The following is a 22025-nucleotide window of genomic DNA, read 5'->3' as shown; positions in this document are numbered from 1 at the left end:
AAGGACCGGAGGTGTTCCTATGGTCGACATCACCCCTGCGGACGGCATCCCGCCCGCCGAAGTCGCGGAAGTGGAACTCTATCATCCGCGCAGCTGGTGGACGAAATACGTTTTCTCGCAGGACGCCAAGGTCATCGCGATCCAGTATTCGGCGACAGCAACGGGCATCGGTCTGGTCGCTCTGGTGCTGTCCTGGCTGATGCGGCTGCAGCTCGGCTTCCCCGGCACGTTCGACTTCATCACTCCGGAGGCCTACTACCAGTTCATCACCATGCACGGCATGATCATGGTGATCTACCTGCTTACCGCCCTCTTCCTCGGCGGCTTTGGCAACTACCTGATCCCGTTGATGGTCGGCGCCCGCGACATGGTCTTTCCCTATGTCAACATGCTGAGCTACTGGATCTACCTGCTCGCCGTGCTGGTTCTGGTGTCGGGCTTCTTTGCGCCCGGCGGACCGACGGGGGCCGGCTGGACGCTGTACCCGCCACAAGCCATTTTGAGCGGCACACCGGGGGGCCAGGGCTGGGGCATCATCCTGATGCTCTCGTCGCTGATCCTGTTCATCATCGGCTTCACGATGGGCGGCCTGAACTATGTGGTGACGGTGTTGCAGGGCCGCACGCGCGGAATGACGATGATGCGCCTGCCGCTGACCGTCTGGGGCATCTTCACCGCGACCGTCATGGCGCTGCTTGCCTTTCCGGCGCTGTTCGTCGCCAGCGTGATGATGCTGCTCGACCGCGCGCTCGGCACCAGCTTCTTCATGCCGGCGATCTCCGAGATGGGCGAGCAATTGCCGCACAATGGCGGCAGCCCGATCCTGTTCCAGCACCTGTTCTGGTTCTTCGGCCATCCCGAGGTCTACATCGTGGCGCTGCCGGCCTTCGGCATCGTATCCGACCTGATCAGCACCCATGCCCGCAAGAACATCTTCGGCTACCGGATGATGGTCTGGGCCATCGTCGGCATCGGCGCGCTGAGCTTCGTGGTCTGGGCACACCACATGTATGTCAGCGGCATGCACCCCTATTTTGGGTTCTTCTTCGCCACCACGACACTGATCATCGCCATTCCGACGGCCATCAAGGTCTACAATTGGGTGCTGACACTGTGGCGCGGTGACATCCATCTCACCATACCGATGCTGTTTGCCCTGGCCTTCATCGTCACCTTCGTCAACGGCGGGCTGACCGGGCTGTTTCTCGGCAATGTCGTCGTCGATGTCCCGCTGTCCGACACCATGTTCGTCGTTGCCCACTTCCATATGGTCATGGGTGTCGCCCCGATCCTCGTGGTTTTTGGCGCGATCTACCATTGGTACCCGAAGGTCACCGGCCGGATGCTCAACGAGATGCTGGGCCGGTTCCATTTCTGGGTCACCTTCCTCGGCGCCTACCTGATCTTCTTTCCCATGCACTATCTCGGCCTGATGGGCGTGCCGCGGCGCTATGCCGAACTGACCGACATGACGATCATGACGGAGTCGGCCCACCACCTGAACTCGTTCATCAGCATCATGGCGTTCATCGTCGGCTTTGCCCAAATGGTGTTCCTGTTCAATCTGATCTGGAGCATCCGCCATGGCCGCGAGGCCGGCGGCAATCCGTGGCGGGCCACGACCCTCGAATGGCAGACGCCGCATACACCGCCGGCCCACGCCAATTTCGGCAAGGATCTGCCGATCGTCTACCGCTGGGCCTATGACTACAGCGTACCGGGTGCAAAGGAGGACTTCATCCCGCAGAACATGCCGGGCTCCTTCGGCCCCTCGAGGGAACCGGCATGAGCGTCATCCTGGTCTTCCTGCTCGTCATTGCCGGTTTTGCCGGATGGTGGCTTTCACACCAGAGGCTGATGGGCAAGCCATGGCTCGAGCAAGGCCTGGCCAGCGATTTTGTCGCCTTCGACAGGTCGGCGCTGCCCACCGCCAAGATCGGCCTCGGCGTCTTCCTCGCCGTTGTCGGCTGCCTGTTCGCGCTCTTCACCAGCGCCTATTTCATGCGGATGACGGTGTCGGACTGGCAGCCGCTGCCGCTGCCGCGGCTGCTCTGGTTCAACACCGGCGTGCTGATCCTGAGCAGCGTAGCCCTGCAATGCGCCTCGGTGGCGGCGCGCAGGGGCCAAGTCGACATGGTCAGGCTCGGTCTTGTCACCGCCGGGCTCACGGCGCTCGCCTTCCTGATCGGACAGCTCATGGCATGGCGGCAACTGACCGACGACGGCTATCTCCTGAGCTCCAATCCGGCCAACAGCTTTTTCTACCTGATCACCGGCATGCATGGCCTGCACATATTGGGCGGGCTTGTGGGCCTCGGCAGAACCACCGCCGGCGCCTGGAATGGAGCGCGGCCGGAGCGGCTTCGCCTCAGCGTCGAACTGTGCGCCATGTACTGGCATTTCCTGCTCTTCGTCTGGCTCGCCATCTTCGCGCTGCTGGCCGGCTGGGCCGCGACATTCGACGACATTTGCCAACGATTGCTGACCTGAGAGGATCAAGCGGATGGCAGAGACACTGACACATATCGGCCAGACGGAACCACGGCCCACGGGCTGGCAAGGCATTGCCGCCGACTGGTCCTCAGATCAGCGTGCGTTCAAGAACGTGTCCTGGGGCAAGGCCATGATGTGGATCTTCCTGCTCAGCGACACCTTCATCTTCGGCTGCTTCCTGCTCTCCTACATGACCGCGCGCATTTCGACGCGTGTGCCGTGGCCCAATCCGAGTGAGGTTTTTGCGCTTCGCATCGGTGGCTCCGATATCCCGCTGATCCTTATTGCCATCATGACCTTCGTGCTGATCTCAAGCAGCGGAACGATGGCCATGGCGGTCAATTTCGGCTATCGCCGCGACCGCCGCAAGACGGCGATCCTCATGCTTGTAACCGCGGCACTCGGCGCGACCTTCGTCGGCATGCAAGCCTTCGAATGGACCAAGCTTATCACCGAAGGGGTGCGGCCCTGGAGCAATCCCTGGGGCGCCGCGCAATTCGGCTCATGCTTCTTCATGATCACCGGTTTCCACGGGACCCATGTGACGATCGGGGTGATCTTCCTGATCATCGTGGCCCGCAAGGTCTGGCGTGGCGACTACGACACCGGCCGGCGCGGATTCTTCACCAGCCGCACGGGCCGCTACGAGAATGTCGAGATCATGGGGCTGTACTGGCACTTCGTCGATCTGGTCTGGGTGTTCATCTTCGCATTCTTCTATCTTTGGTGAGAGGCAGATATGGCTGAAGCAACCGCAAACGGCCTGGGGCAACACGCACTTCACACTGGCCATGCACATGAAGCGCCGGCGGCCATCGTACATGCCGACTTGCAACAGGAACATCCGATCAAGCTCTATCTGGTGGTCTGGGCATGGCTGTTCATCCTCAGCACCTGCTCCTACCTGGTCGATTATTTCGGCCTTCACGGCTATCTCAGATGGTCGCTGATCCTGATCTTCATGATCCTCAAGGCAGGGCTGATCGTCGCTGTCTTCATGCACATGGCCTGGGAACGGCTGGCGCTGGCCTATGCGATCATTCTGCCGCCGATACTGGTGCTGGTGTTCGTGACCATGATGGTCTTTGAGGCCGACTACACGCTTTTCACCCGGCTGTCGTTTTTCGGAGCCGGCCCCTGACGCGCACACCAGATTTGCCCTTGGCATTTCCGGGCAGAACCCACGGATCTCGCATGCGTGCAGCCCTCTTGCCGGCGCCTTGAAACTATCGGCCGCTGGTCCAGTTTTCCTAAAAATGGACTCAGGCTTGCCGTGCTGATCTTCGGTTCGGAAAAGAACATGCTCAAACAAGGGAGGCCAGGATGACGATCGCAAACAAATTGAAGGACTTCATCGACGGCAAGGGAATTTCCTACGACACCGTCGCTCACCATCGCACGTCGACAAGCCGGCAGGCGGCACTAGCCGCGCATGTGCCCGGCAGCATCATGGCGAAATCCGTGGTCGTTCACCACGAGCTTGGCTATACGCTGGCCGTGGTTCCGAGCACCCACAGGATCGAACTTGGCAGGTTGCAAGACGTCATGGACAAGCGTCTTGGCCTTGCTTCCGAAGACGAGGTGATTTTGCTCTTCGATGATTGCGACACTGGCGCCATCCCGCCGATCGGCGCCGCCTACGATGTGCCGGTGATCGTCGATGAAAGCCTTGGCGACGCCGCCGACGTCTACTTCGAAGGCGGCGACCATCGAACGCTGGTGCATGTCAGCGGCAAGGATTTCCGCAATCTGACCATGGGCGCATACCAGGGCCGCTTCAGTCACCCGGCTTCCTGACGGCTTCGATCAGCCCTGCACCGGCACCTCGCCGATGCAGGGAGGCGCAAGGTCCTCAACTCGCCGACCCGGCTGGCGGCTCCACGACCTTGCGGTAGACATGCCAGGTGGCGTGACCGAGGATCGGCAACACGACGGCCAGCCCGACGAACACCGGCAGCGACCCGATGATCAGGGCGACGGCGACAATCAGTCCCCAGACAGCCATGGTGATCGGGTTCGCCAGCACCGCACGCACCGAGGTGTGAATGGCTTCGTAGGCGCCGACGTCGCGATCGAGCAGCAATGGGAAGGCGACAACCGTTGTGCACAAAACCACCACTGCGAAGACGAAGCCTATGGCATGCCCCAGGACAATCAGCGACCAGCCGCGTCCGGTGGCGAATATCTCATTGATGAAGCTGGATATCGATTCCGGCGGAGCGGGACCGAAGAGATATTCGTAGAAGAGTTTCGCCGTCAAAAGCCAGGTGATGAAGATTGCCAGAAGCATGATCCCGACCGCCGCGATGGCGGGGAGCGCCGGAGAATTTCTGACTTCGAATGCGTGCCGCCAGGAAGTGTCGAGCCCGGCTTCCCGTCTGCGGCTGATTTCATAGAGGCCTATCGCCGCGAACGGGCCAACCAGCGCGAAACCCGAGACCAGTGGAAACAACAACGGCAAAGCATTGGCGCCGGAAGTCCAGGCGGCGAGCACGACTCCCACCAGCGGATAGATCAGGCAGAGAAAAACGATGTGCGATGGTTTGACCATGAAATCGTCGACGCCCCGCTTGAGCGCGTCGAAAAGGTCGGAAACACCGATTTTTCGAATTCCGATATGTTCCAGCGTCTCGCTGGAACCTGCAATCACGTGAAAGCTTGCCATGACCGTTCCTCCAGACCTGGTCCGGTAAGGTCGCGGTTTCGTGGTGCTGCCGTTCTGTGTGACTGGCCACGCAAAACCGCGACCTGCACCGCAAACAACATACTCTCTTGCCGGAGACTTGTCGCGCTTTGTCAGAGGGAGACCCGCCGGTCTGGCTAGCTCCGGCGGGGTTTTTTCGATATTCTGGTACAGCGACGCGCGCCCTTTTTAGACACGCGAAGGGCGCCGTACCACGTTGATTGACGCATGGTTCCTGCTGAAGATCGATTTCGATTTTCAGGCTCATGCGCCGGGTCAAAGGTGAAGGTCATGGACGGAAGGACGCTTCTCATACTCGGCCTTGGCATAGTCGCTTTGCTGATCCTGGGATTTTGGGCAATACCATCTTGATCTCGGAGCCGATCCTGGTCTGCTCGCAGGGTCTTCAACGCAACAATTGCGGACTGGCGGTGTCGAGCCGGCGGGTGTGGCAACAACGGCGTCAACCTCCGGCTGACATGAACGCCCGTGTTGCGACGGTGTCGGCAAGCAGTGTGGCAAAGATCGCGAAAAGATAGAAAATCGAGAAGGCAAACAACGCTTTCGCAGGCTTCGTCTCCTTGTCTGCAACGACCAGAACCTTCCAGGCGTGCCAGATAAAACCCGCGCCCAATGCAGCCGACGCAATCCCATAAAACGCGCTCGCGAATCCGAGCATCCAGGGCAGCACGCCGATCGGCGCCAACAACAGTGAATAGGCGAATATCTGTTTTCTGGTCGAGGCCTGGCCGGCCACGTTCGGCATCATCGGAATGCCGGCAGCCGCGTAGTCGCCGACCTTGAACAGCGCCAGTGCCCAGAAATGCGGCGGCGTCCACAGGAAGATGATCAGAAACAGGATCAAGCTCTCAATGCCGACGGCGCCAGTCGCGGCCGCCCAGCCAATGACCGGAGGAAGGGCACCCGCCGCGCCGCCGATGACGATGTTCTGCGGCGTCGAGCGCTTCAGCCACATCGTATAGATGACGATGTAGAAGAAGATGGTGAAGGCCAGCAGCAGCGCGGCAAGCCACCCCACCAGCACGCCGAGCGTCATGACCGAAAGCGCCGAAAGCACCAGGCCGAAGCCGAGAGCTTCGCCTGGCGTGACGCGGCCCGACGGAACGGGCCGCTTTGATGTGCGAGACATCAGCGCGTCGATGTCGGCGTCGTACCACATGTTGAGGGCCCCGGCCGCCCCTGCCCCGACTGCAATCGCACCGATTGCAATCACGGCAATGACCGGATTCATCGCGCCGGGCGCCACCATCAGGCCGACGAAAGCGGTGAATACGGCCAGCGCCATCACTCGCGGCTTCAAGAGCGCGAAGAAGTCGCCCGCTGTCGCTTCCGAGAGGCGGATGCCGGTATCCTTGAGGCGGCCTTCCTGGGTCGACATTTCAGCCGGTGAAAAAACAGGGTTACGGAGAGAATTGTTTCAGATAGGCAATGACGTTGGCCACGTCCGCATCGGTCTTGAGGCCGGGAAACGTCATCTTGGTCCCCTTGACCATGGCCTTGGGGTCATGAAGGTAGGTCGTCAATGTCGGTTCGTCCCATTTGACGCCGGATTTGCCGGCGGCGATCATGGCATCGGAATATTTGAAATCCGGATGCGTACCGGCGGTGCGGCCGATGACGCCATGCAGCGATGGACCGATCTTGTTCTTGTCCTCGTCCGCGATGTGGCAAACCTTGCATTTGGTAAAGACCTTCTCACCGGCCGCAGCGTCCTGAGCTTGCGATGGATTGGCGATGAAGGTTGCAACAGAGGCGACGGCGAAAAACGCGATCAAGCGCATGGCATTTCCTCCTGATCGTCAAATGTCCCTGAGACGATCTGCGCGCATGTCGGTACCATGCGCCTTGCACGGGAGAACAGATTATCCGCTTCTCCCCATATGGAATTGCGGCATCTGTATACCACAGAATCTGGCTGGCAGGTAGAAGAGGTCGACCGTACGAAGGTTTGATGCATGTCGCCCAAAATTGATTACGGTTTCGGGAACAACGAGATGCATGGAAGCAAAGGCCAAAAGCGCGTCAAACCGTTGCGACGCGACGCGCTTTAGGCGGTCTGCGGTGGCTCAGGGCACTTCCGTCTGACAAGTCGCGGCAATCTGGCTGACCGCCTCACCGAAGCCGGCCAGGTCGAAATCGGCCTGACCGCGCCCGGACAGCAGTCCGAAACGCCACGACAGCAGCAGGCGATTTGCCGGAACGAGGCGCTTTATGCCGTCGGCGCCATCGCGCATCAGCATCCTGGCGCGTGTGCCGACCGACCAGCTCTCGTCGAATTTGCTGTCCCTGTCGATCGTGACCGACATGGTGATTTTCCGGCTGGCGGAGACCGCGTCGTTCAACTGCAGCCATTCGGTCCAGGCGGGCTCGCCGTCCGCCCGGCAGGCAATTGTCAGCACCGGGCTGTAGCTCAGCGCGCCGCCCCCGGTGATCAACTTGTTAGTGGCATAGAGAGAGGCGGTGACGAGGCCGTCATTGCCGGTATCGAAACGCCAATTGTCCGTGCCGGCCCCGGCAGCGCCGCAGGCCAAGGCCAGGAAAAACACGGTGGCGGCAGCGCGCCTCAGTTCCACGAACACCCGCAACGACATTGCCAACTACCTCTGGTCTTCCAACCAACCAGATAATGATCAAGGCTTCGCACCGCCACCGGTGCCCACCAGGAACGAATCCGATGTTGCAATTTCGCAACGAAAAAGGCCGCCCGGAGGCGGCCTTTCGGAATTCGTTGGAATGTCCGGTCTATTCGGCGTCCTTGGCCGCCTTTTTCTTCGGTGCGGCCTTCTTCTTCGGCTCTTCCGCGTCGTCGGCTTTCTTGTCGTCAGCCTTCTTCGCGGCGGCCTTCTTGGCCGGCTTCGCCTTGGTCGCGGTTTCGGCCTCCTCGTCGTCGGCCATCAGCTCTTCCTTGCTGACCTTGACGTCGGTGACCGAGATCTGTTCGAGCAGGTGGTCGACAACCTTCTCCTCGAACATCGGCGCCCTGAGCGCGTTGAGCGCCTCGGGGTTGCTGCGATAGAACTCGAAAGCTTCCTGCTGCTGGTTGGCCGGGAAGCGACGAACCTGCTCGAACAGGCCGCGCTGCAGTTCCTCGTCCGACACGGTGACGCCGGCCTTCTCGCCGATCTCGGCCAGCACCAGGCCAAGGCGCACGCGGCGCTCGGCCAGACGCATGTACTCGGCGCGCGCCTCTTCCTCGGTCGTCTCTTCGTCGGCGAAGGTGCGGCCTGCGGCCTCCAGGTCGCGGTTGACCTGTGCCCAGATGTTGTTGAACTCCGCCTCGACGAGCTTCGACGGTGCTTCGAACGAATAGGCCGCATCGAGCTGGTCGAGTAGCTGGCGCTTGACCTTCTGGCGCGTCATCGAGCCGAACTGGTTCTCGATCTGGCCGCGCACGATGTCACGCAGGCGCTCAAGCGATTCCAGGCCAAGGTTCTTGGCGGTCTCGTCATTGATTTCCAGTTCGCCCGGCTTCGACACTTCCTTGACGGTGACGTCGAAGGTCGCCTCCTTGCCGGCCAGATGCGCCGCCTGGTAGTTTTCCGGGAAGGTTACGGTGACCTGCTTCTCGTCGCCGGCCTTGGTGCCGATCAGCTGTTCCTCGAAGCCCGGAATGAACTCCTTGGAGCCCAGCACCAGCGGCTGGTCGTTGCCGGCGCCGCCGGCGAAAGCCTCGCCGTCGATCTTGCCGACATAGTCGATGCTGACCCGGTCGCCCTCGGCGGCCTTGCCGGCCTTCGGCTCGTAGCTGCGTGCCGATTCGGCGACGCGCTTGACCTGGTCGTCGATTTCCGAATCGGGAACGTCGAACACCTGCCGCGTCACCTTGATGTCGGAGAAATCCTTGATCTCTATCGCCGGAATGACCTCATAGTTGAGGCGGAATTCGAAGTCGGCGCCGCCGGCCAGGATCTTCTCGGCTTCCTTCTCGTCCTCGGTCATGATGACCTCGGGCTGCATGGCGGCTTTTTCGCCGCGCCCGGTGATGATGGAACGGGTCGAGTCGTTGAGGATCTCGTTGACCACTTCGGCCATGAACGACTTGCCATAGACCTTGCGCAGGTGCTGCACCGGCACCTTGCCCGGACGGAAGCCGTTGATGCGGACCTTGTCGCGGGCATCCGACAGCCGGGCCATCAGCTTGGCTTCCATATCACCGGCCGGCACGGTGATCTTGATCTCGCGCTTGAGACCGGAATTGAGTGTTTCGGTGACCTGCATCGTAAAACCTTTGTTTTCACCAATGAGACTGCCAAACGGCTCCCTGCCGTTCACAGCCTGCCGGTAATTCTTGCCGGGAATGGCTTTTGGTACGGAACCTGGCGATTTGACCGGAAATGCGGCTCAAACTCTCCCAAACTGCGTTCCAAAATGTGAATAAGTTCTTGTTTTTCCTACTTCTTATCACATTCTGCAGAAGCGGATCGTCGCGTCCCGTCACATTTGACACGCCTTTTGTCACAGGCGAGCCTAATTTTCAACAGTCTTCGCGTTTAGGCGAATAACCACATTTCGGTCCTGACCCGACATGTTGTCTCCGACATTGACAGAATGATGGCTACATGGGATTGCCGGGCCACGCGGGTATGGCGGAACTGGTAGACGCACCAGATTTAGGTTCTGGCGAGAGATCGTGGGGGTTCGAGTCCCTCTACCCGCACCACCCTTCGCTCTTCGAACTTTGGGTGGCAGGCCACACGAAGCTCGTTAGACGAAGGAGTGTCCTCCGAAGCCTTGGCGAACGAGGACCGGCGTTATCGTGCCTCCCACGACCTAGTAAAGCGACTCCTCGAACAGCGTCTTGTCGCCATCCACCAGCGCCTTGATCTGCGCCGTGCCATCGGCGGCGAGCGCCAGCTTGATCCCGAATGGCCGCACCCGCATGTCGGTCTGGATCGCCAGTCCCTCGCCTTCGGGCAGATAGAAGCGTTCGATGCCGTAATCCGGCGCGATTGTCATGCCTTCGCCACGCAGGTCCCAACCGGCGGCGACATGGCCCGAAATGTCGGCCTCCTCTGCGGCGGCCGGCGTCGGCGCCTTGCCGAACCAGGCGATGGTCGGTGTCCAGTAGCCATCGGCGCCCTTTTTCAGCCGGACCACGATCGAGGTATCGTCGCTGGAGAATTTGTCGGCCGGAATGTTGGCGATCATCTTCACCGGTATGCGCGAGATGTCGTAGCCGAGGATGATATAGTCGCCGCGCAGCAGATCGCGTGGGTCGACGGGCTCGATCTTCAGCAGCACTTCCTTGCCATTGCGCAGGATCGCCGCCCGTCCAGCGATGATCCAGCTCAGGAATCCGATCTGGACGAGCGCCAGCACCAGCGCCGAGATGACAAGCCTCTTTCCGGTCATCATGCCGTGGCTCCCCCGCTGACTGGACCCTTCATGCGTTTTTCGACGCGGATGATGACGATCGCAAGCACGCCGAGCAGTACCGCGGCAGCAAGGAAGAAGCCGGCCGTATCGAGCATCGACTGCAAGGTCACGACGTAGATGATGGCGAGTTCGAAGGCGAAACCGAGATAGGCAAGCCAGCGCAGGCCCCGGCTCTCGCGCCCTGCGAGCACGATAGCCGCGACGATGCCGGCCAGCGCGACGACCGAAGCGATGGCGAAGCCGCTGTTGTAGGTACTTTCGTCGGCCAGTTCGAACTGGATGATGGCCAGGCCGGTGAGGAAGCCGAGCAATGCGTGCAGCGGCAAGCGGCCGCCGAGCTGCACGATCCTGTCGACAGGGTCCGGCGCAAAGACCGAACCCGCGAAAAGCAGCGCCGAAACGATGACCAGCGGGATCGCTACCGGCAGCGTCGCATGATCCATCGCCAGCAATATGAGATAGAAGAGCAGCGACAGGATGATCAGGTGCCGCGCCGGCTGGCTGCGGGTCCAGAACGAGATGGCAAACAGCACGATTGCCATGACGACGAAGGCATGCGGAAAGCCGCTGCGGCTGTAATAATCGAACCCTTTCAGGAATAGCCAGGCGTCGGCGATGCCAACTGCTGCCACGGTCAGCGGGTTTGAGCGCAGCGCCACCGCCGCCAACGCCGTGCCGGCGCCCCAGGTGACCAGAGCCGAAGCCTCGTCGCCAGACAAATGGTACATCTGGCCGATCAGCGCGATCGAGCCGCCGAACGCGGCCGCCGCCACGATCCACAGCGCTTCGCCGATTGCCGCGTGGTCGCGCGTCTTCAGCACCGCGCCGCCGACATAGCCGCCGAGGATAATGGCAAATAGCGCCGCCACCCGCGCCAGGCGCGGAATCGCATCCCAGTTGGCGGCGACGAAGATCAGGATGGCGGCTCCAAAGAGAAGGGCCGCCATCATTGCGAGGATCGAGCCGAAGCTGAGCGACTGGCGGGCGTTGACCTCGACGTCGCGCCTCAGCACGTCTGCCGTCGAGGCGTCGATCAGTCCTGCCTGCCGCCACCGCTCGATGTCGGCCCTGATCCGTGTCGAGTACCCCGCCATGTCCTCTCTCCCCACCCGGTCGTCATTTTAACCGACGCACCCAAACCGTTGACGTCACGGCACTTTCTGATTCTGGCTTCTTTGTGTCAGGTCCGTGAAGGCGCGTTAATGTTGCATTGCACAATTTGCATTGCTGCCATGCAGCCATAGCGCTTTTAAATCGATATGGGTCCCCCTATTTATGGTTCGTACACAAACGGAATGATCCGCAAGAAAGACGAAACGAGAACTACCATGAACTTGATCCGCAACTACCGCAACTGGCGCCGCTACCGGGACACCGTTTCCGAGCTGAGCTGCCTGAGCAACCGTGAACTGACCGACCTCGGCATCAGCCGCAGCGACATTCCTTACGTCGCTCGCAAGGCGGTCTAATTCTTCGGACCGCGAATGGTCCGAACCAGTTTTGAAAAAGAGAACGACAATGAACCTGATCCGCAACTATCGTAACTGGCGCGTTTATCGCGAGACGGTTACCGAGCTGGGTCGCCTTTCGAACCGCCAGCTGCATGATCTCGGTATCGTCCGCGACGAAATCAAGATCGTCGCCCGCAAGGCGATCTAAACGACGGAATTTCGTCTAGGTCGACCTCCTCCCCGACCTCGACGAATACGGTCAGCCCTTACCTCCTCCCAAGGGTTGACCACCAAAACGGCGCCCGCCGCACCTCCTCCCGCGGCGGGCGTTGTTTCCCAGGGACAAAACGAATTTTGCCCCAGAGGTTTCGCCCTCTTTAAAAATGCGAAAAGAATTTCGTCAAAGCCGACCTCCTCCCCGGCGATGACGAATAGGCCCAACCTTCACCTCCTCCCGAGGGTTGGCCACCCAAACGGCGCCCGCCGCACCTCCTCCCGCGGCGGGCGTTGTTTCCCCGGGGCAAAACGAATGTGCCCCAGAGGTTTCGCCCTCTTTAAAAATGCGAAAGGAATTTCGTCCGAGCCGACCTCCTCCCCGGCGATGACGAATACGGTCGGCCTTCACCTCCTCCCGAGGGTCGACCCCAAAAAACGACACCCGCCGGACCTCCTCCCCCGGCGGGTGTTGTTGTTTTCAAGGGCAGGCTTTCCCGACCGCATTCGCCTTACCGTCGCACGACAATTGCAATCGCGACGGCAAGCGATTATTCCGGCGGCCATGAGCAAAAATCCAATCCACATCATCGGCGGTGGCCTCGCCGGTTCCGAAGCGGCATGGCAGGCGGCGCAAGCCGGCGTGCCCGTCATGCTGCATGAAATGCGCCCGGTTCGCGGCACCGACGCCCACAAGACAGACGGCCTGGCCGAACTGGTCTGTTCCAATTCCTTCCGCTCCGACGATGCCGAAAACAACGCCGTTGGCCTTCTGCACGCCGAAATGCGGCTGGCGGGCTCCTTGATCATGAGTGCCGGCGACGCCAACCAGGTGCCGGCCGGGGGCGCGCTGGCCGTCGACCGCGACGGTTTCTCCGAGGCGGTGACCAAAAAGCTCGAGGCGCATCCGCTGATCACGATACAGCGTGAGGAAGTGCCAGGGCTGCCGCCGGCGGAGTGGGACCAGGCGATCATCGCCACCGGGCCGCTGACCGCACCGTCGCTTGCCCAATCAATCGCCGAGGCGACCGGCGCCGATGCGCTGGCCTTCTTCGACGCCATCGCGCCGATCATCCATTTCGACACGATCGATATGGATACCTGCTGGTTCCAGTCGCGCTACGACAAGGTCGGGCCTGGCGGCACCGGCAAGGACTACATCAACTGTCCGATGGACAAGGACCAATATCTCGCCTTCGTACAGGCGCTGATCGACGGCCAGAAGACCGAATTCAAGCAGTGGGAAGGCACGCCCTATTTCGACGGCTGCCTGCCGATCGAGATCATGGCCGAGCGCGGCGTCGAAACGCTGCGCTACGGACCGATGAAGCCGATGGGCTTGACCAACGCGCACAATCCGACCGTGAAGGCCTATGCCGTGGTGCAGTTGCGCCAGGACAATGCGCTGGGCACGCTCTACAACATGGTCGGCTTCCAGACCAAGCTGAAGCACGCCGAGCAGGTGCGTATTTTCCGCACTATTCCGGGCCTGGAAAACGCCGACTTCGCCCGCCTCGGCGGCCTGCACCGCAACACCTACATCAACTCGCCGACCTTGCTCGACGCCTCGCTGCAGCTGAAGTCGCGGCCCGGCCTGCGTTTTGCCGGCCAGATCACCGGCTGCGAAGGCTATGTCGAAAGTGCGGCCATCGGCCTGCTCGCCGGCCGCTTCGCCGCAGCCGAGCGGCTTGGCCACGCACCGTCCCTGCCGCCGCTCACGACGGCCTTCGGCGCGCTGCTCAACCACATCACCGGCGGCCATATCGTTTCCGACGACGAACCGGGCAAACGCTCCTTCCAGCCGATGAACGTCAATTTCGGCCTGTTCCCGCCCGTCGAAGCCCCGAAAATCGAGGGCAAGCGCATACGCGGCAAGGACAAGACCATAGCCAAACGGCATGCCATCACGTCGCGAGCGCGGAGTGACTGTCGACAATGGCTAGGGTTGCCGGCGGAGACGGCTCAGGCGGCGGAGTAGCGGACAGCCCGATCAGTCCTCAGGCGATATTATTCCGCGGCCTCGACACCTGCCGACGGCAGTCCGGGCTTGCCCGCCTCCCCCGGATTTCTTCGCAGATACGCTGCCTTCAGCGTCTCCGACGTGTCGCGCGACCCGTCATGGCTCCATCCTGGCGGCTTGATGAGGTAGTTCAGGCGCTCTCGAAGCGTCAGCCCAGGCGCGAACGCAACCCGGAACATGCCGATCCATTCATGAAACGCCACCTTCAGCGGGTTGAAGGTGCCCAGGTTCTTGACGATCCCGTAGCGCGGCCGATCTTCTTCCAGCTCCTCGACGAAGGTGCCGAACATGCGGTCCCGACAGCGCAATGCCGAGCACGACGATCGCAACCAGCACGGACAAGCTCATGGATTTCCTCCCGGCCGGCCTGTCGTCTTCGGCGACAGTTCTCGCCATGCAGACTCCTTAACACGATTGACGTTTACGTCAAAGTGCCGGCCAGCCCTTGCCTGCACGACGCAGCAGCAACCAATGCCGGCGCAACGCCGACAGCCGTGCCACGCCGCCGAGCGGTGAATGGCGCGAGCCTTCCATCTTGGCGAGATAGGCGCGTGACAGCGCCAGCGGCAGGAATGCCGAACGCAACGACCCCGGCAGCGCCGCAGCGCCTTGCTCGAAGGCCGACAGGTGTTCGCGCGCCAGCGCGATCATCGCCGCCACCGCGCGCCGGGCACCAGGCCCGCCATCGCCGGCAACAAATTCTTCCGGCGACGAGCCCGCCGCCGCCAGGATGTCGGCCGGGATAAAACACTGTCCACGCCTGCGGTGCAGCGGCAACAGAAGCAAAAGCCCCGTAATCGCCTGCGCACAACCCGCCCTACCCGCCAGTTCGGCAAACCCTGGCGCGTCGGCGGGATCGAGTACTATCGCCGCGAGTTGGATGAGGGCGGCCGCCGTCTCGCCGCAATAGCCCTCCAGATCGGTGCGCGATGGCATCGGGTCGTCGTAGAGATCGAAGATGCGCGCCTCGAGCATGTTCTCGAAGGCCAGTTTTGGCAGCTTGAATGCTGTAATGGTGAGGTTCAAGGCGTCGGCAACGGGATGGCCCGCGCCCGCCTCACCGCCGGCGGCAATGACATCGCGCCACCATTGCAGCCGCACCTCGCCGGGTAACGGCTCATGGATGCGGTCACGGATGCCGGCGATCTCGGCATTGAAGGCGTAGAGCGAAAACAGCGCGTCGCGCTTGTCGGCAGGCGCGTAGAGCGCGGTGAGATACCTGTCATGGTCGGCGGCGCGCACCGCGTCCATGACGATTTTGGCGTTCTGCAACATATCAATCGACGGCGATGAGCGCCGCGGCCACGGCGCGGTCTTCCGCCAGAAGGACATTGTAGGTCCGGACCGCGGCCCCGGTCGACATCGGGTCGGACGTTATGCCGGCCTCTTTCAGCGCCGCCCGCAGCGCCGCCGGCAAGGGCCGCAAATCCCTGCCCATGCCGACCAGCAGGATCTCGACCTTGTCGGCTTCCGCCAGAAGCTTGTCGAAATCCGCGACGGTCAGCGCCAGGGGATTTGCCGGCTCCCAGCCATGGATGCCCGTGGGCAAGCAGAGCAGCGAGCCGCGATGCGACATGTCGGCAAAGCGAAACCCGCCATTGCCATAGGCCTCGATCGGCGCGCGGCCGGGGAAATGCGCCTCGCGGATGACGATGCCTTTGCCGGTCACCACTCTGTCACCCTTCGGGCCGCGCGTCAGGTCGCGACGGCCTTGCCGCCGTTCACCGGCTTTTCCTCATCGGCCGAAGCCTGCGGCCGCAGCTTGAACAGGATCAGCAACGGCGCCGCGATGAAGATCGACGAATAGGTACCGAACACGACGCCGAACAGCATCGCCAAGGTAAAGGAGCGGATCACTTCGCCGCCAAACAACACCAGCGCCAGCAGCGCCAAGCTGGTCGTCACCGACGTCAGCGTCGTTCTCGACAACGTCTCGTTGATGGCGTTGTTCAGCAGCTGCGGTAGAGGCATTCGCTTGTATTTTCGCAGATCCTCACGGACGCGGTCATAGACGACGATCGTGTCGTTCAGCGAATAGCCGATGATGGTCAGGATCGCCGCCAACGACGACTGGTTGAACTCGAGCCCGGAGATGACGAAGAAGCCGAGCGTCATGACCACGTCGTGCACTGTCGCGATGATGGCGCCGACCGCGAACTGCCATTCGAAGCGGAACCAGACGTAGACCAGGATGCCGAGCAGCGCGACGATCATGGCGATGGTGCCTTGCTTGGCCAGTTCACCGGAAACCGTCGGTCCCACCACTTCGACGCGGCGGAAATCATACTGGTCCTGCAGCTCGCCGCGGACCTTGTCGATGACCGTCTGCTCGGCATTTTCGCCGCCATCCTGCGTGCCGACGCGGATCAGCACGTCGTTCGGCGCGCCGAACTGCTGAACCTGCACTTCGCCGATGTTGAGTTCCGACAGCCTACCGCGAATGTCGGCAAGATTGGCATCACCGGTCTTGGACTGAACCTCGATCAGCGAACCACCCTTGAAATCGATGCCGTAATTGATGCCGACACTCATGAACGCTACCACGGACAGTATCGACAAGGCGCTCGACAGCGCGAACGTCCACCGACGGATGCCCATGAACGGAATTTTCGTGCCGGGCGGTACGAAGGTTATCGGTGCGCGTGGCAACTCCTTCGGGCGGGCACGGCGCAGCCAGATCGACACCAGCAAGCGGGTGAAGGTGAAAGCGGTGAAGACCGTGGTCAGGATGCCGATGGCGTAAGTGATGGCAAAGCCCTTCACCGGTCCGGTACCGAGATAGAACAGCACCACTGTCGCAATCAGCGACGTGACGTTGGAATCGACGATGGTCGCCAGCGCCTTCGAGAAGCCGGTGTCGATCGCCTGGATCACCGAGCGGCCGGCTCGTCGCTCCTCGCGGATACGCTCGTAGATCAGCACGTTGGAATCGACCGCCATGCCGATGGTCAGCACGATACCGGCGATACCGGGCAAAGTCAGCGTCGCGCCAAGCAGCGACAGCAGCCCGACGATCATCGCCACGTGCACCGCCAGCGCGATGTTGGCGAGGAAGCCAAGGAAGCCGTAGGCGACGAACATGAACGCCACGACGAGGATCGAACCGATGATGCCGGCGACCTTGCCGGCATGGATCGAATCCTGGCCCAGGCCCGGACCGACGGTGCGTTCCTCGATGACGGTCAATGTCGCGGGCAGCGCGCCGGCGCGCAGCAGCACGGCGAGGTCGTTGGCGCTCTGGGCAGTGAAATTACCGGAGATCTGGCCGGTACCGCCAAGGATCGGCTCGCGAATCTGCGGCGCCGAGATCACCTGGTTGTCGAGGATGATGGCGAACAGCTTGCCGACATTCTGCGCGGTGGCCTGGCCGAAGCGGGCAGCGCCCTTCGAATCGAAGCGGAACGAAACCACCGGCTCGTTGTTCTGCGAATTGTATGTCGCCTGTGCGTCGACGAGGTTTTCACCCGATACGATGACGCGGTTCTCGATCAGGTATGGAACCGGCGGATCGTCCTGCGAATAGAGCACCGAAGAACCGGCCGGCGGGCGTCCCCTGAGCGCATCCTGCACCGGCATCGACTGGTCGACCATCTGGAAGGTCAGCTTCGCGGTCTGGCCGAGGATTTCCTTCAGCCGCTGCGGATCCTGCAGGCCGGGCACCTGGACAAGGATGCGGTCGTCGCCCTGCCGCTGCACGATGGGCTCGGTCGTGCCGAGTTCGTTGACGCGGCGCTCGACCACTTCGATCGACTGCGCCAATGCGGTCGATGTGCGGTACTTGATACCGGCGTCGGTGACGGTGAACTTGAGCAGCCCCGGCTCGGAATCGTCGAGCGACATTTCCTGGATGGAGCCGCCTGTGAACAAGCCGGCTGCGACAGGATCGGTCAAGCTCTTCAACGCTTTCTTGGCGGCATCGAGCTGAGCCGGATCGGTGATGCGGACCTGCAGGGTCTTGCCGGTACCGGCAAGACCCGTATAGCCGATCTTGGCATCGCGCAGCAGTGTGCGGATTTCATCGCGCGTCGTCTCGAGCCGATCCTTGATCAGATCGTTCTGGTTCATCTCCAGCAGGATGTGCGAGCCGCCCTGGAGATCGAGGCCGAGTGTCATCTGCCGCTTCGGCACCCAACTGGGGAGCTGGGCCAGCGTGCTGGCGGGGAACAGATTCGGCGCGGCGAGGACCACTGTGGCGGCCACGGCCAGCCAGATCAGGATCATCTTGAAGCGCGAGAAATAAAGCATATGGCGTCGTCCGTCAGAGCGTGTCCGCGGATCGCTCCGCCTGGAATTTGGTTATTTCTTGGCGTTCTGGTTGGCGACCGGTTCGCCCTTGACGCGCACGTCGGCAATCGTCGAGCGCAGCGCCGTCACCTTGGTGCCGCCACCAAGGTCGATCTCGAGTTCGTTGTCGTCGATCACCTTCGTCACCTTGCCGACGAAACCGCCGCCGGTGACGACCGTGTCGCCGCGGCGAACCGCCGCCAGCATCTCGCCGCGCTTCTTCAGCTGCGTGCGCTGCGGGCGGATGATCAGAAAATACATGATCACGAAAATCAGGACAAACGGCAAAATGCTGATGAACATATCGGGAGAGGCGCCGCCGATGCCTTGGGCGTATGCCGGTGTCACGAACATCGAGGTACTCCTGAATTTTGAAAACAGCCGCCAAACCGTCTTGTGGAATTTGGCGGCCCCTAGAAATTTGGCCGGAATATAGTCGGTAAAGTTGTCAATGCAACTGCGCGACCGGGCAAATCCGCCGCTTTTCCGGCCTGATTAGCCGTGTTAGAGCAGGATCGCGAAAAGCGCGAGCCGGTTTTCGGAAAAGATCACGTTCGAACAAATGGTTGCAACCGGTTTCGAAACCGCCGGAATCGAACCGGGTCCTCCTGCCACTGCAAAAACCAAAGCAAAAAGACCTGATATGACCGATACCAGCATCGATGCCTTGAACCAGAAACTCGACCGCCTGATCGAAGCGGTCGGCCGCCTCGCTCCGCCGCCGGTCCCTGAAACCGACCTCGACGTGGCCGACTGCTTCGTCTGGCAGGCCGATCCCGGCTATCTGGAGCCGGTGCGCAAGGTCAATCGCGTCGACATCGGCCTGATCCGCGGCGTCGACCGCGTCCGCGACATCCTCGTCGACAACACCGAGCGCTTCGCCGCCGGCTTCGCCGCCAATAACGTCCTGTTGTGGGGCGCGCGCGGCATGGGCAAATCGTCGCTGGTCAAGGCCGTGCATGCCGAGATCAATGCCAAGGCCAAATCACAAAAGCCCAAGTCCGACCTGCCGCTCAAGCTGATCGAAATCCACCGCGAGGACATCGACACGCTGCCGAAGCTGATGAGCTTGCTGAAGGCGGCCCCTTTCCGCGTCATCCTGTTTTGCGACGACCTCTCCTTCGATCATGATGATACGTCCTACAAGTCGCTGAAGGCGGCGCTTGAAGGTGGCGTCGAGGGACGCCCGGCCAACGTCATCTTCTACGCCACATCGAACCGCCGTCACCTGTTGCCGCGCGACATGATCGACAATGAGCGCTCGACCGCCATCAACCCGTCCGAAGCGGTCGAGGAAAAGGTCTCGCTATCCGACCGTTTCGGCCTCTGGCTCGGCTTCCACAAATGTTCGCAGGACGAATATCTCGACATGGTCAACGGCTATGCCAGCCATCATGGCCTCGACATCGATCCCGAGCAGCTGCGCGCCGAAGCGCTGGAATGGGCAACGACGCGCGGCAGCCGCTCCGGCCGCGTCGCCTGGCAGTTCACGCAGGATCTGGCCGGCCGGCTTGGCAAGCCGTTGAAGGATTGATGGGTTTGCTCGCGTCGCGGGTCCAACGTCATCCGGGCGGTTGAGCCCGTCGCAGATCGCCCGGCGTTTGGCCGATCTCGCGGCGCATCCAGTGCGCCAGGTGTGACTGGTGCGCGAAGCCGGTCAATTCCGCCACTTCACTTGTGCTGAGATCGCCTCGCAACAGCAGAACGCGTGCGCGTTCGACGCGACGTCGCAACACGTAGCGGTGCAGTGTGACGCCCGTCGCCACCTTGAACCATGTCCGCAAATGCGAACTGCTCGCCCCGGCAACCCGGCTTAGTCGATGGGTCGAAAGCGGTTCGTGGAGAGCCGCCTCGATGTACTCCAGCACGCGTTTCAGCTGGGTATCCGACAAACGGTTCGTTCGACCGATATCAGGTTCGCCGAGGCCAAGCAACCTCACCGCCAGTGCGGCGCCAATGCTGTCGGCAAACAAAGGGTCACTCGGCGAGTTCGACTTCAATTCGCTCTCGAGCGCCCGGGCGAGATGTCCGATGCGCTGGTCACGAAGCAGGTGACGCGTGTCGAACCGCACTGCTTGTGCCTTGCCGCCAAGTTCCGCCGCCACCCTTTCCATCAGCGCCGGCTGCAACGCAATCTCTATCGTGTCGAACGGGGTTTCGGCCTCGAAGCCGCCTTCCTGGCCGGCCGGCACCAGGTCGATATCACCGGCGCGCCTGACGAAATACCGTCCGACCTGATTGCAGTAGGAACGCGTCGCCGCGCTGGCATGCACCATGATGCGATGGTGTGGCGCCCGGGACAGACGATGGACGCCAGCTTCGACATGCCGGGAGGCCATTGTTACGTCGGACGCGGCTTGGGCCGAAGCGTATTGCGAACGCATGCTCTCTCGATTCATGGCAAAACCTGTTCAAGATTTGGCAATTCCCGCGCGATTTTCAATGCCGTGGACCTGTACTCACGCCTCTCCATCAAACCTGGAAGAGAGGCTATGCCATGAGTTTCTATGTTGTTGTCGGAGCCGGCCCGGTCGGTCGCGAAACCGCTCGCCTTCTTGGCGAGGAAGGACATGACGTCGTTCTCACCAGCCGAAGCGTCGGTTCGAACGGATTGCGGAATGTGCGGGCCGTACAAGCCGACGCCACCGATGCCTCGGACCTCGCGCGTGTCTGCCAAGGCGCCGATGCCATCTTCATGTGTGCCATGGCCACCTATCACAGGTGGCCGACCGACTTCTTCCCCATCATCGACGGTACCGTGCGCGCGGCCGAAACGGTGCGCGCCAAGCTCATCGTACTGGGAAACCTGTATGGCTATGGGGAAAATGCCGACAGCCCGCTTCGCTCCGACCTTTCCCTGGACCCGACTTCGAAGAAAGGAACCGCCAGGACGATCATGTGGCAGCGGGCGGTTCGGGCCGATGTACCGGCGATCGAAGTGCGGTCGAGCGACTATCTCGGACATGGCGCCATCAGCTACTTCTCGCTTGTTGCGCTGCCTTCCATCATCGAGGGGAAACCCACCGCTTTCATTGGAAACCTCGATGCGACGCATGCCTGGGCCTTCACCAAGGACGTCGCCAGGGCGCTTGTCGCGGCCTCCCGCTACACGGGCGAATGGGGGCGCGCGTTTCACGTTCCCTCGCAATACGCCTCACCCAGGGAGCTCATCCAGAAAACCGCTGCGATGCTTCGGCGAGAGATTTCAGAAACGCGTTCCTATTCCATCGCCGAGATGGAGGCATTGGGCATGCATGAGCTGATCGAGATGAGTTATCTTTTTGAGAACCCCTTATTGGTGGATTCTTCCGACGCGGAGGTCCTTCTCGGCATCAAGGCCAGCAGCCTCGAGGCCATGATCGCCGACACCCTGCGCGATCACCTTTGAGCCTTGAGCAACAGGCATCCGACAAAACTGAAAAAGCCCGCTCCTTTCGGGGCGGGCCTGAGCCGGCGGGCTGGACTGGAGGTCAGGCGGCCCGCA

The 22025-nt window shown here is 61.6% G+C and carries 22 protein-coding genes, 1 tRNA gene and 1 pseudogene; 11 read left to right on the top strand and 13 right to left on the bottom strand.

Going from position 1 to position 22025, the window contains the following annotated elements; all coding sequences use genetic code 11:
- Positions 1–19: 19 nt before the first annotated feature.
- The 5 genes from EN850_RS19005 (at position 20) to EN850_RS18985 (ending at position 4290) form a co-directional block, all read left to right on the top strand.
- Positions 20–1789, top strand: coding sequence for a cytochrome c oxidase subunit I (locus EN850_RS19005; protein WP_136092019.1), 1770 nt, complete (start codon positions 20–22; stop codon positions 1787–1789).
- A complete protein-coding gene (locus EN850_RS19000) occupies positions 1786–2490 on the top strand; it encodes a cytochrome c oxidase subunit 3 (protein ID WP_136092018.1) in 705 nt (234 codons plus the stop codon). Before EN850_RS19005 ends, EN850_RS19000 begins: the two co-directional genes overlap by 4 nt.
- 13 nt (positions 2491–2503) lie before the next feature.
- Complete coding sequence (locus EN850_RS18995; RefSeq protein ID WP_136092017.1) at positions 2504–3223, top strand: heme-copper oxidase subunit III family protein; 720 nt, start codon at positions 2504–2506, stop codon at positions 3221–3223.
- 9 nt (positions 3224–3232) lie between these two features.
- A complete protein-coding gene (locus EN850_RS18990) occupies positions 3233–3634 on the top strand; it encodes a cytochrome C oxidase subunit IV family protein (protein WP_136092016.1) in 402 nt (133 codons plus the stop codon).
- Between the two features lie 182 nt (positions 3635–3816).
- Positions 3817–4290: an aminoacyl-tRNA deacylase gene (locus EN850_RS18985; protein WP_127276669.1), complete on the top strand. Its 474-nt coding sequence runs from the start codon at positions 3817–3819 to the stop codon at positions 4288–4290.
- Positions 4291–4345: 55 nt separating this feature from the next.
- On the opposite strand, the gene EN850_RS18980 is transcribed toward EN850_RS18985, so the two are convergent.
- From EN850_RS18980 to tig, 5 genes are all read right to left on the bottom strand, one after another.
- Positions 4346–5158 (bottom strand): DUF2189 domain-containing protein, encoded by an 813-nt coding sequence (locus EN850_RS18980; protein WP_127276667.1) that lies wholly within the window; start codon positions 5156–5158, stop codon positions 4346–4348.
- Positions 5159–5639: 481 nt separating this feature from the next.
- The gene (locus tag EN850_RS18975; protein WP_136092015.1) at positions 5640–6575 is read right to left on the bottom strand and encodes a heme o synthase; all 936 of its coding nucleotides are present in this window, start codon (positions 6573–6575) and stop codon (positions 5640–5642) included.
- Between the two features lie 22 nt (positions 6576–6597).
- A complete protein-coding gene (locus tag EN850_RS18970) occupies positions 6598–6978 on the bottom strand; it encodes a cytochrome c family protein (RefSeq protein WP_135880525.1) in 381 nt (126 codons plus the stop codon).
- 285 nt (positions 6979–7263) lie between these two features.
- Entirely contained in the window at positions 7264–7788 is a 525-nt protein-coding gene (locus tag EN850_RS18965) for a hypothetical protein (protein ID WP_167531454.1), read from the bottom strand.
- A 151-nt stretch (positions 7789–7939) separates the two neighbouring features.
- Entirely contained in the window at positions 7940–9415 is a 1476-nt protein-coding gene (gene tig / locus EN850_RS18960) for a trigger factor (protein ID WP_127872647.1), read from the bottom strand.
- A gap of 359 nt (positions 9416–9774) precedes the next feature.
- On the opposite strand from tig, the gene EN850_RS18955 reads away from it, so the two are divergent.
- Positions 9775–9857, top strand: a tRNA-Leu gene (locus EN850_RS18955).
- A 110-nt stretch (positions 9858–9967) separates the two neighbouring features.
- Here EN850_RS18955 and EN850_RS18950 read toward each other — a convergent pair.
- Entirely contained in the window at positions 9968–10552 is a 585-nt protein-coding gene (locus EN850_RS18950) for a GDYXXLXY domain-containing protein (protein ID WP_135880526.1), read from the bottom strand.
- A complete protein-coding gene (locus EN850_RS18945; protein ID WP_135880527.1) occupies positions 10549–11667 on the bottom strand; it encodes a DUF2157 domain-containing protein in 1119 nt (372 codons plus the stop codon). Before EN850_RS18945 ends, EN850_RS18950 begins: the two co-directional genes overlap by 4 nt.
- Positions 11668–11901: 234 nt before the next feature.
- On the opposite strand from EN850_RS18945, the gene EN850_RS18940 reads away from it, so the two are divergent.
- The 3 genes from EN850_RS18940 (at position 11902) to trmFO (ending at position 14215) form a co-directional block, all read left to right on the top strand.
- On the top strand, positions 11902–12042 hold the full coding sequence (locus tag EN850_RS18940; RefSeq protein ID WP_136092014.1) for a DUF1127 domain-containing protein: 141 nt from the start codon (positions 11902–11904) through the stop codon (positions 12040–12042).
- A 49-nt stretch (positions 12043–12091) separates the two neighbouring features.
- Entirely contained in the window at positions 12092–12232 is a 141-nt protein-coding gene (locus tag EN850_RS18935; RefSeq protein WP_135904405.1) for a DUF1127 domain-containing protein, read from the top strand.
- 570 nt (positions 12233–12802) lie between these two features.
- Entirely contained in the window at positions 12803–14215 is a 1413-nt protein-coding gene (gene trmFO, locus EN850_RS18930) for a methylenetetrahydrofolate--tRNA-(uracil(54)-C(5))-methyltransferase (FADH(2)-oxidizing) TrmFO (protein WP_136092013.1), read from the top strand.
- Positions 14216–14244: 29 nt separating this feature from the next.
- On the opposite strand, the pseudogene EN850_RS18925 reads toward trmFO, so the two are convergent.
- The 5 genes and pseudogenes from EN850_RS18925 to yajC form a co-directional block, all read right to left on the bottom strand.
- Positions 14245–14553, bottom strand: a pseudogene (locus EN850_RS18925) (sterol desaturase family protein); the annotation flags it as partial.
- A gap of 130 nt (positions 14554–14683) precedes the next feature.
- Positions 14684–15532, bottom strand: coding sequence for a phytoene/squalene synthase family protein (locus tag EN850_RS18920; protein WP_189591169.1), 849 nt, complete (start codon positions 15530–15532; stop codon positions 14684–14686).
- A gap of 1 nt (position 15533) precedes the next feature.
- Positions 15534–15926 carry an Mth938-like domain-containing protein gene (locus EN850_RS18915; RefSeq protein WP_127872650.1) on the bottom strand — a complete coding sequence of 131 codons (393 nt, stop codon included), beginning with the start codon at positions 15924–15926 and terminating at the stop codon, positions 15534–15536.
- A gap of 26 nt (positions 15927–15952) precedes the next feature.
- Positions 15953–18502, bottom strand: coding sequence for a protein translocase subunit SecDF (secDF, locus tag EN850_RS18910; RefSeq protein WP_135866843.1), 2550 nt, complete (start codon positions 18500–18502; stop codon positions 15953–15955).
- A gap of 51 nt (positions 18503–18553) precedes the next feature.
- A complete protein-coding gene (gene yajC, locus EN850_RS18905; RefSeq protein WP_010909882.1) occupies positions 18554–18895 on the bottom strand; it encodes a preprotein translocase subunit YajC in 342 nt (113 codons plus the stop codon).
- Between the two features lie 289 nt (positions 18896–19184).
- Between yajC and EN850_RS18900 the strand changes: the two genes are divergently transcribed.
- The gene (locus EN850_RS18900) at positions 19185–20075 is read left to right on the top strand and encodes an ATP-binding protein (RefSeq protein ID WP_127872652.1); all 891 of its coding nucleotides are present in this window, start codon (positions 19185–19187) and stop codon (positions 20073–20075) included.
- A gap of 28 nt (positions 20076–20103) precedes the next feature.
- Here the strand turns inward: EN850_RS18900 and EN850_RS18895 are convergent, their stop codons facing one another.
- Positions 20104–20925, bottom strand: coding sequence for an AraC family transcriptional regulator (locus EN850_RS18895; RefSeq protein ID WP_136092012.1), 822 nt, complete (start codon positions 20923–20925; stop codon positions 20104–20106).
- A gap of 113 nt (positions 20926–21038) precedes the next feature.
- Here EN850_RS18895 and EN850_RS18890 point away from each other — a divergent pair, with 113 nt between their 5' ends.
- Positions 21039–21929, top strand: coding sequence for an NAD-dependent epimerase/dehydratase family protein (locus EN850_RS18890; RefSeq protein ID WP_136092179.1), 891 nt, complete (start codon positions 21039–21041; stop codon positions 21927–21929).
- The last annotated feature ends 96 nt before the right edge of the window (positions 21930–22025 follow it).

Source organism: Mesorhizobium sp. M8A.F.Ca.ET.207.01.1.1 (assembly GCF_004794715.1).
GTDB lineage: Bacteria > Pseudomonadota > Alphaproteobacteria > Rhizobiales > Rhizobiaceae > Mesorhizobium.
Note: the sequence above shows the minus strand (reverse complement) of the source record. Positions and strands in the feature narration are given on the sequence as shown.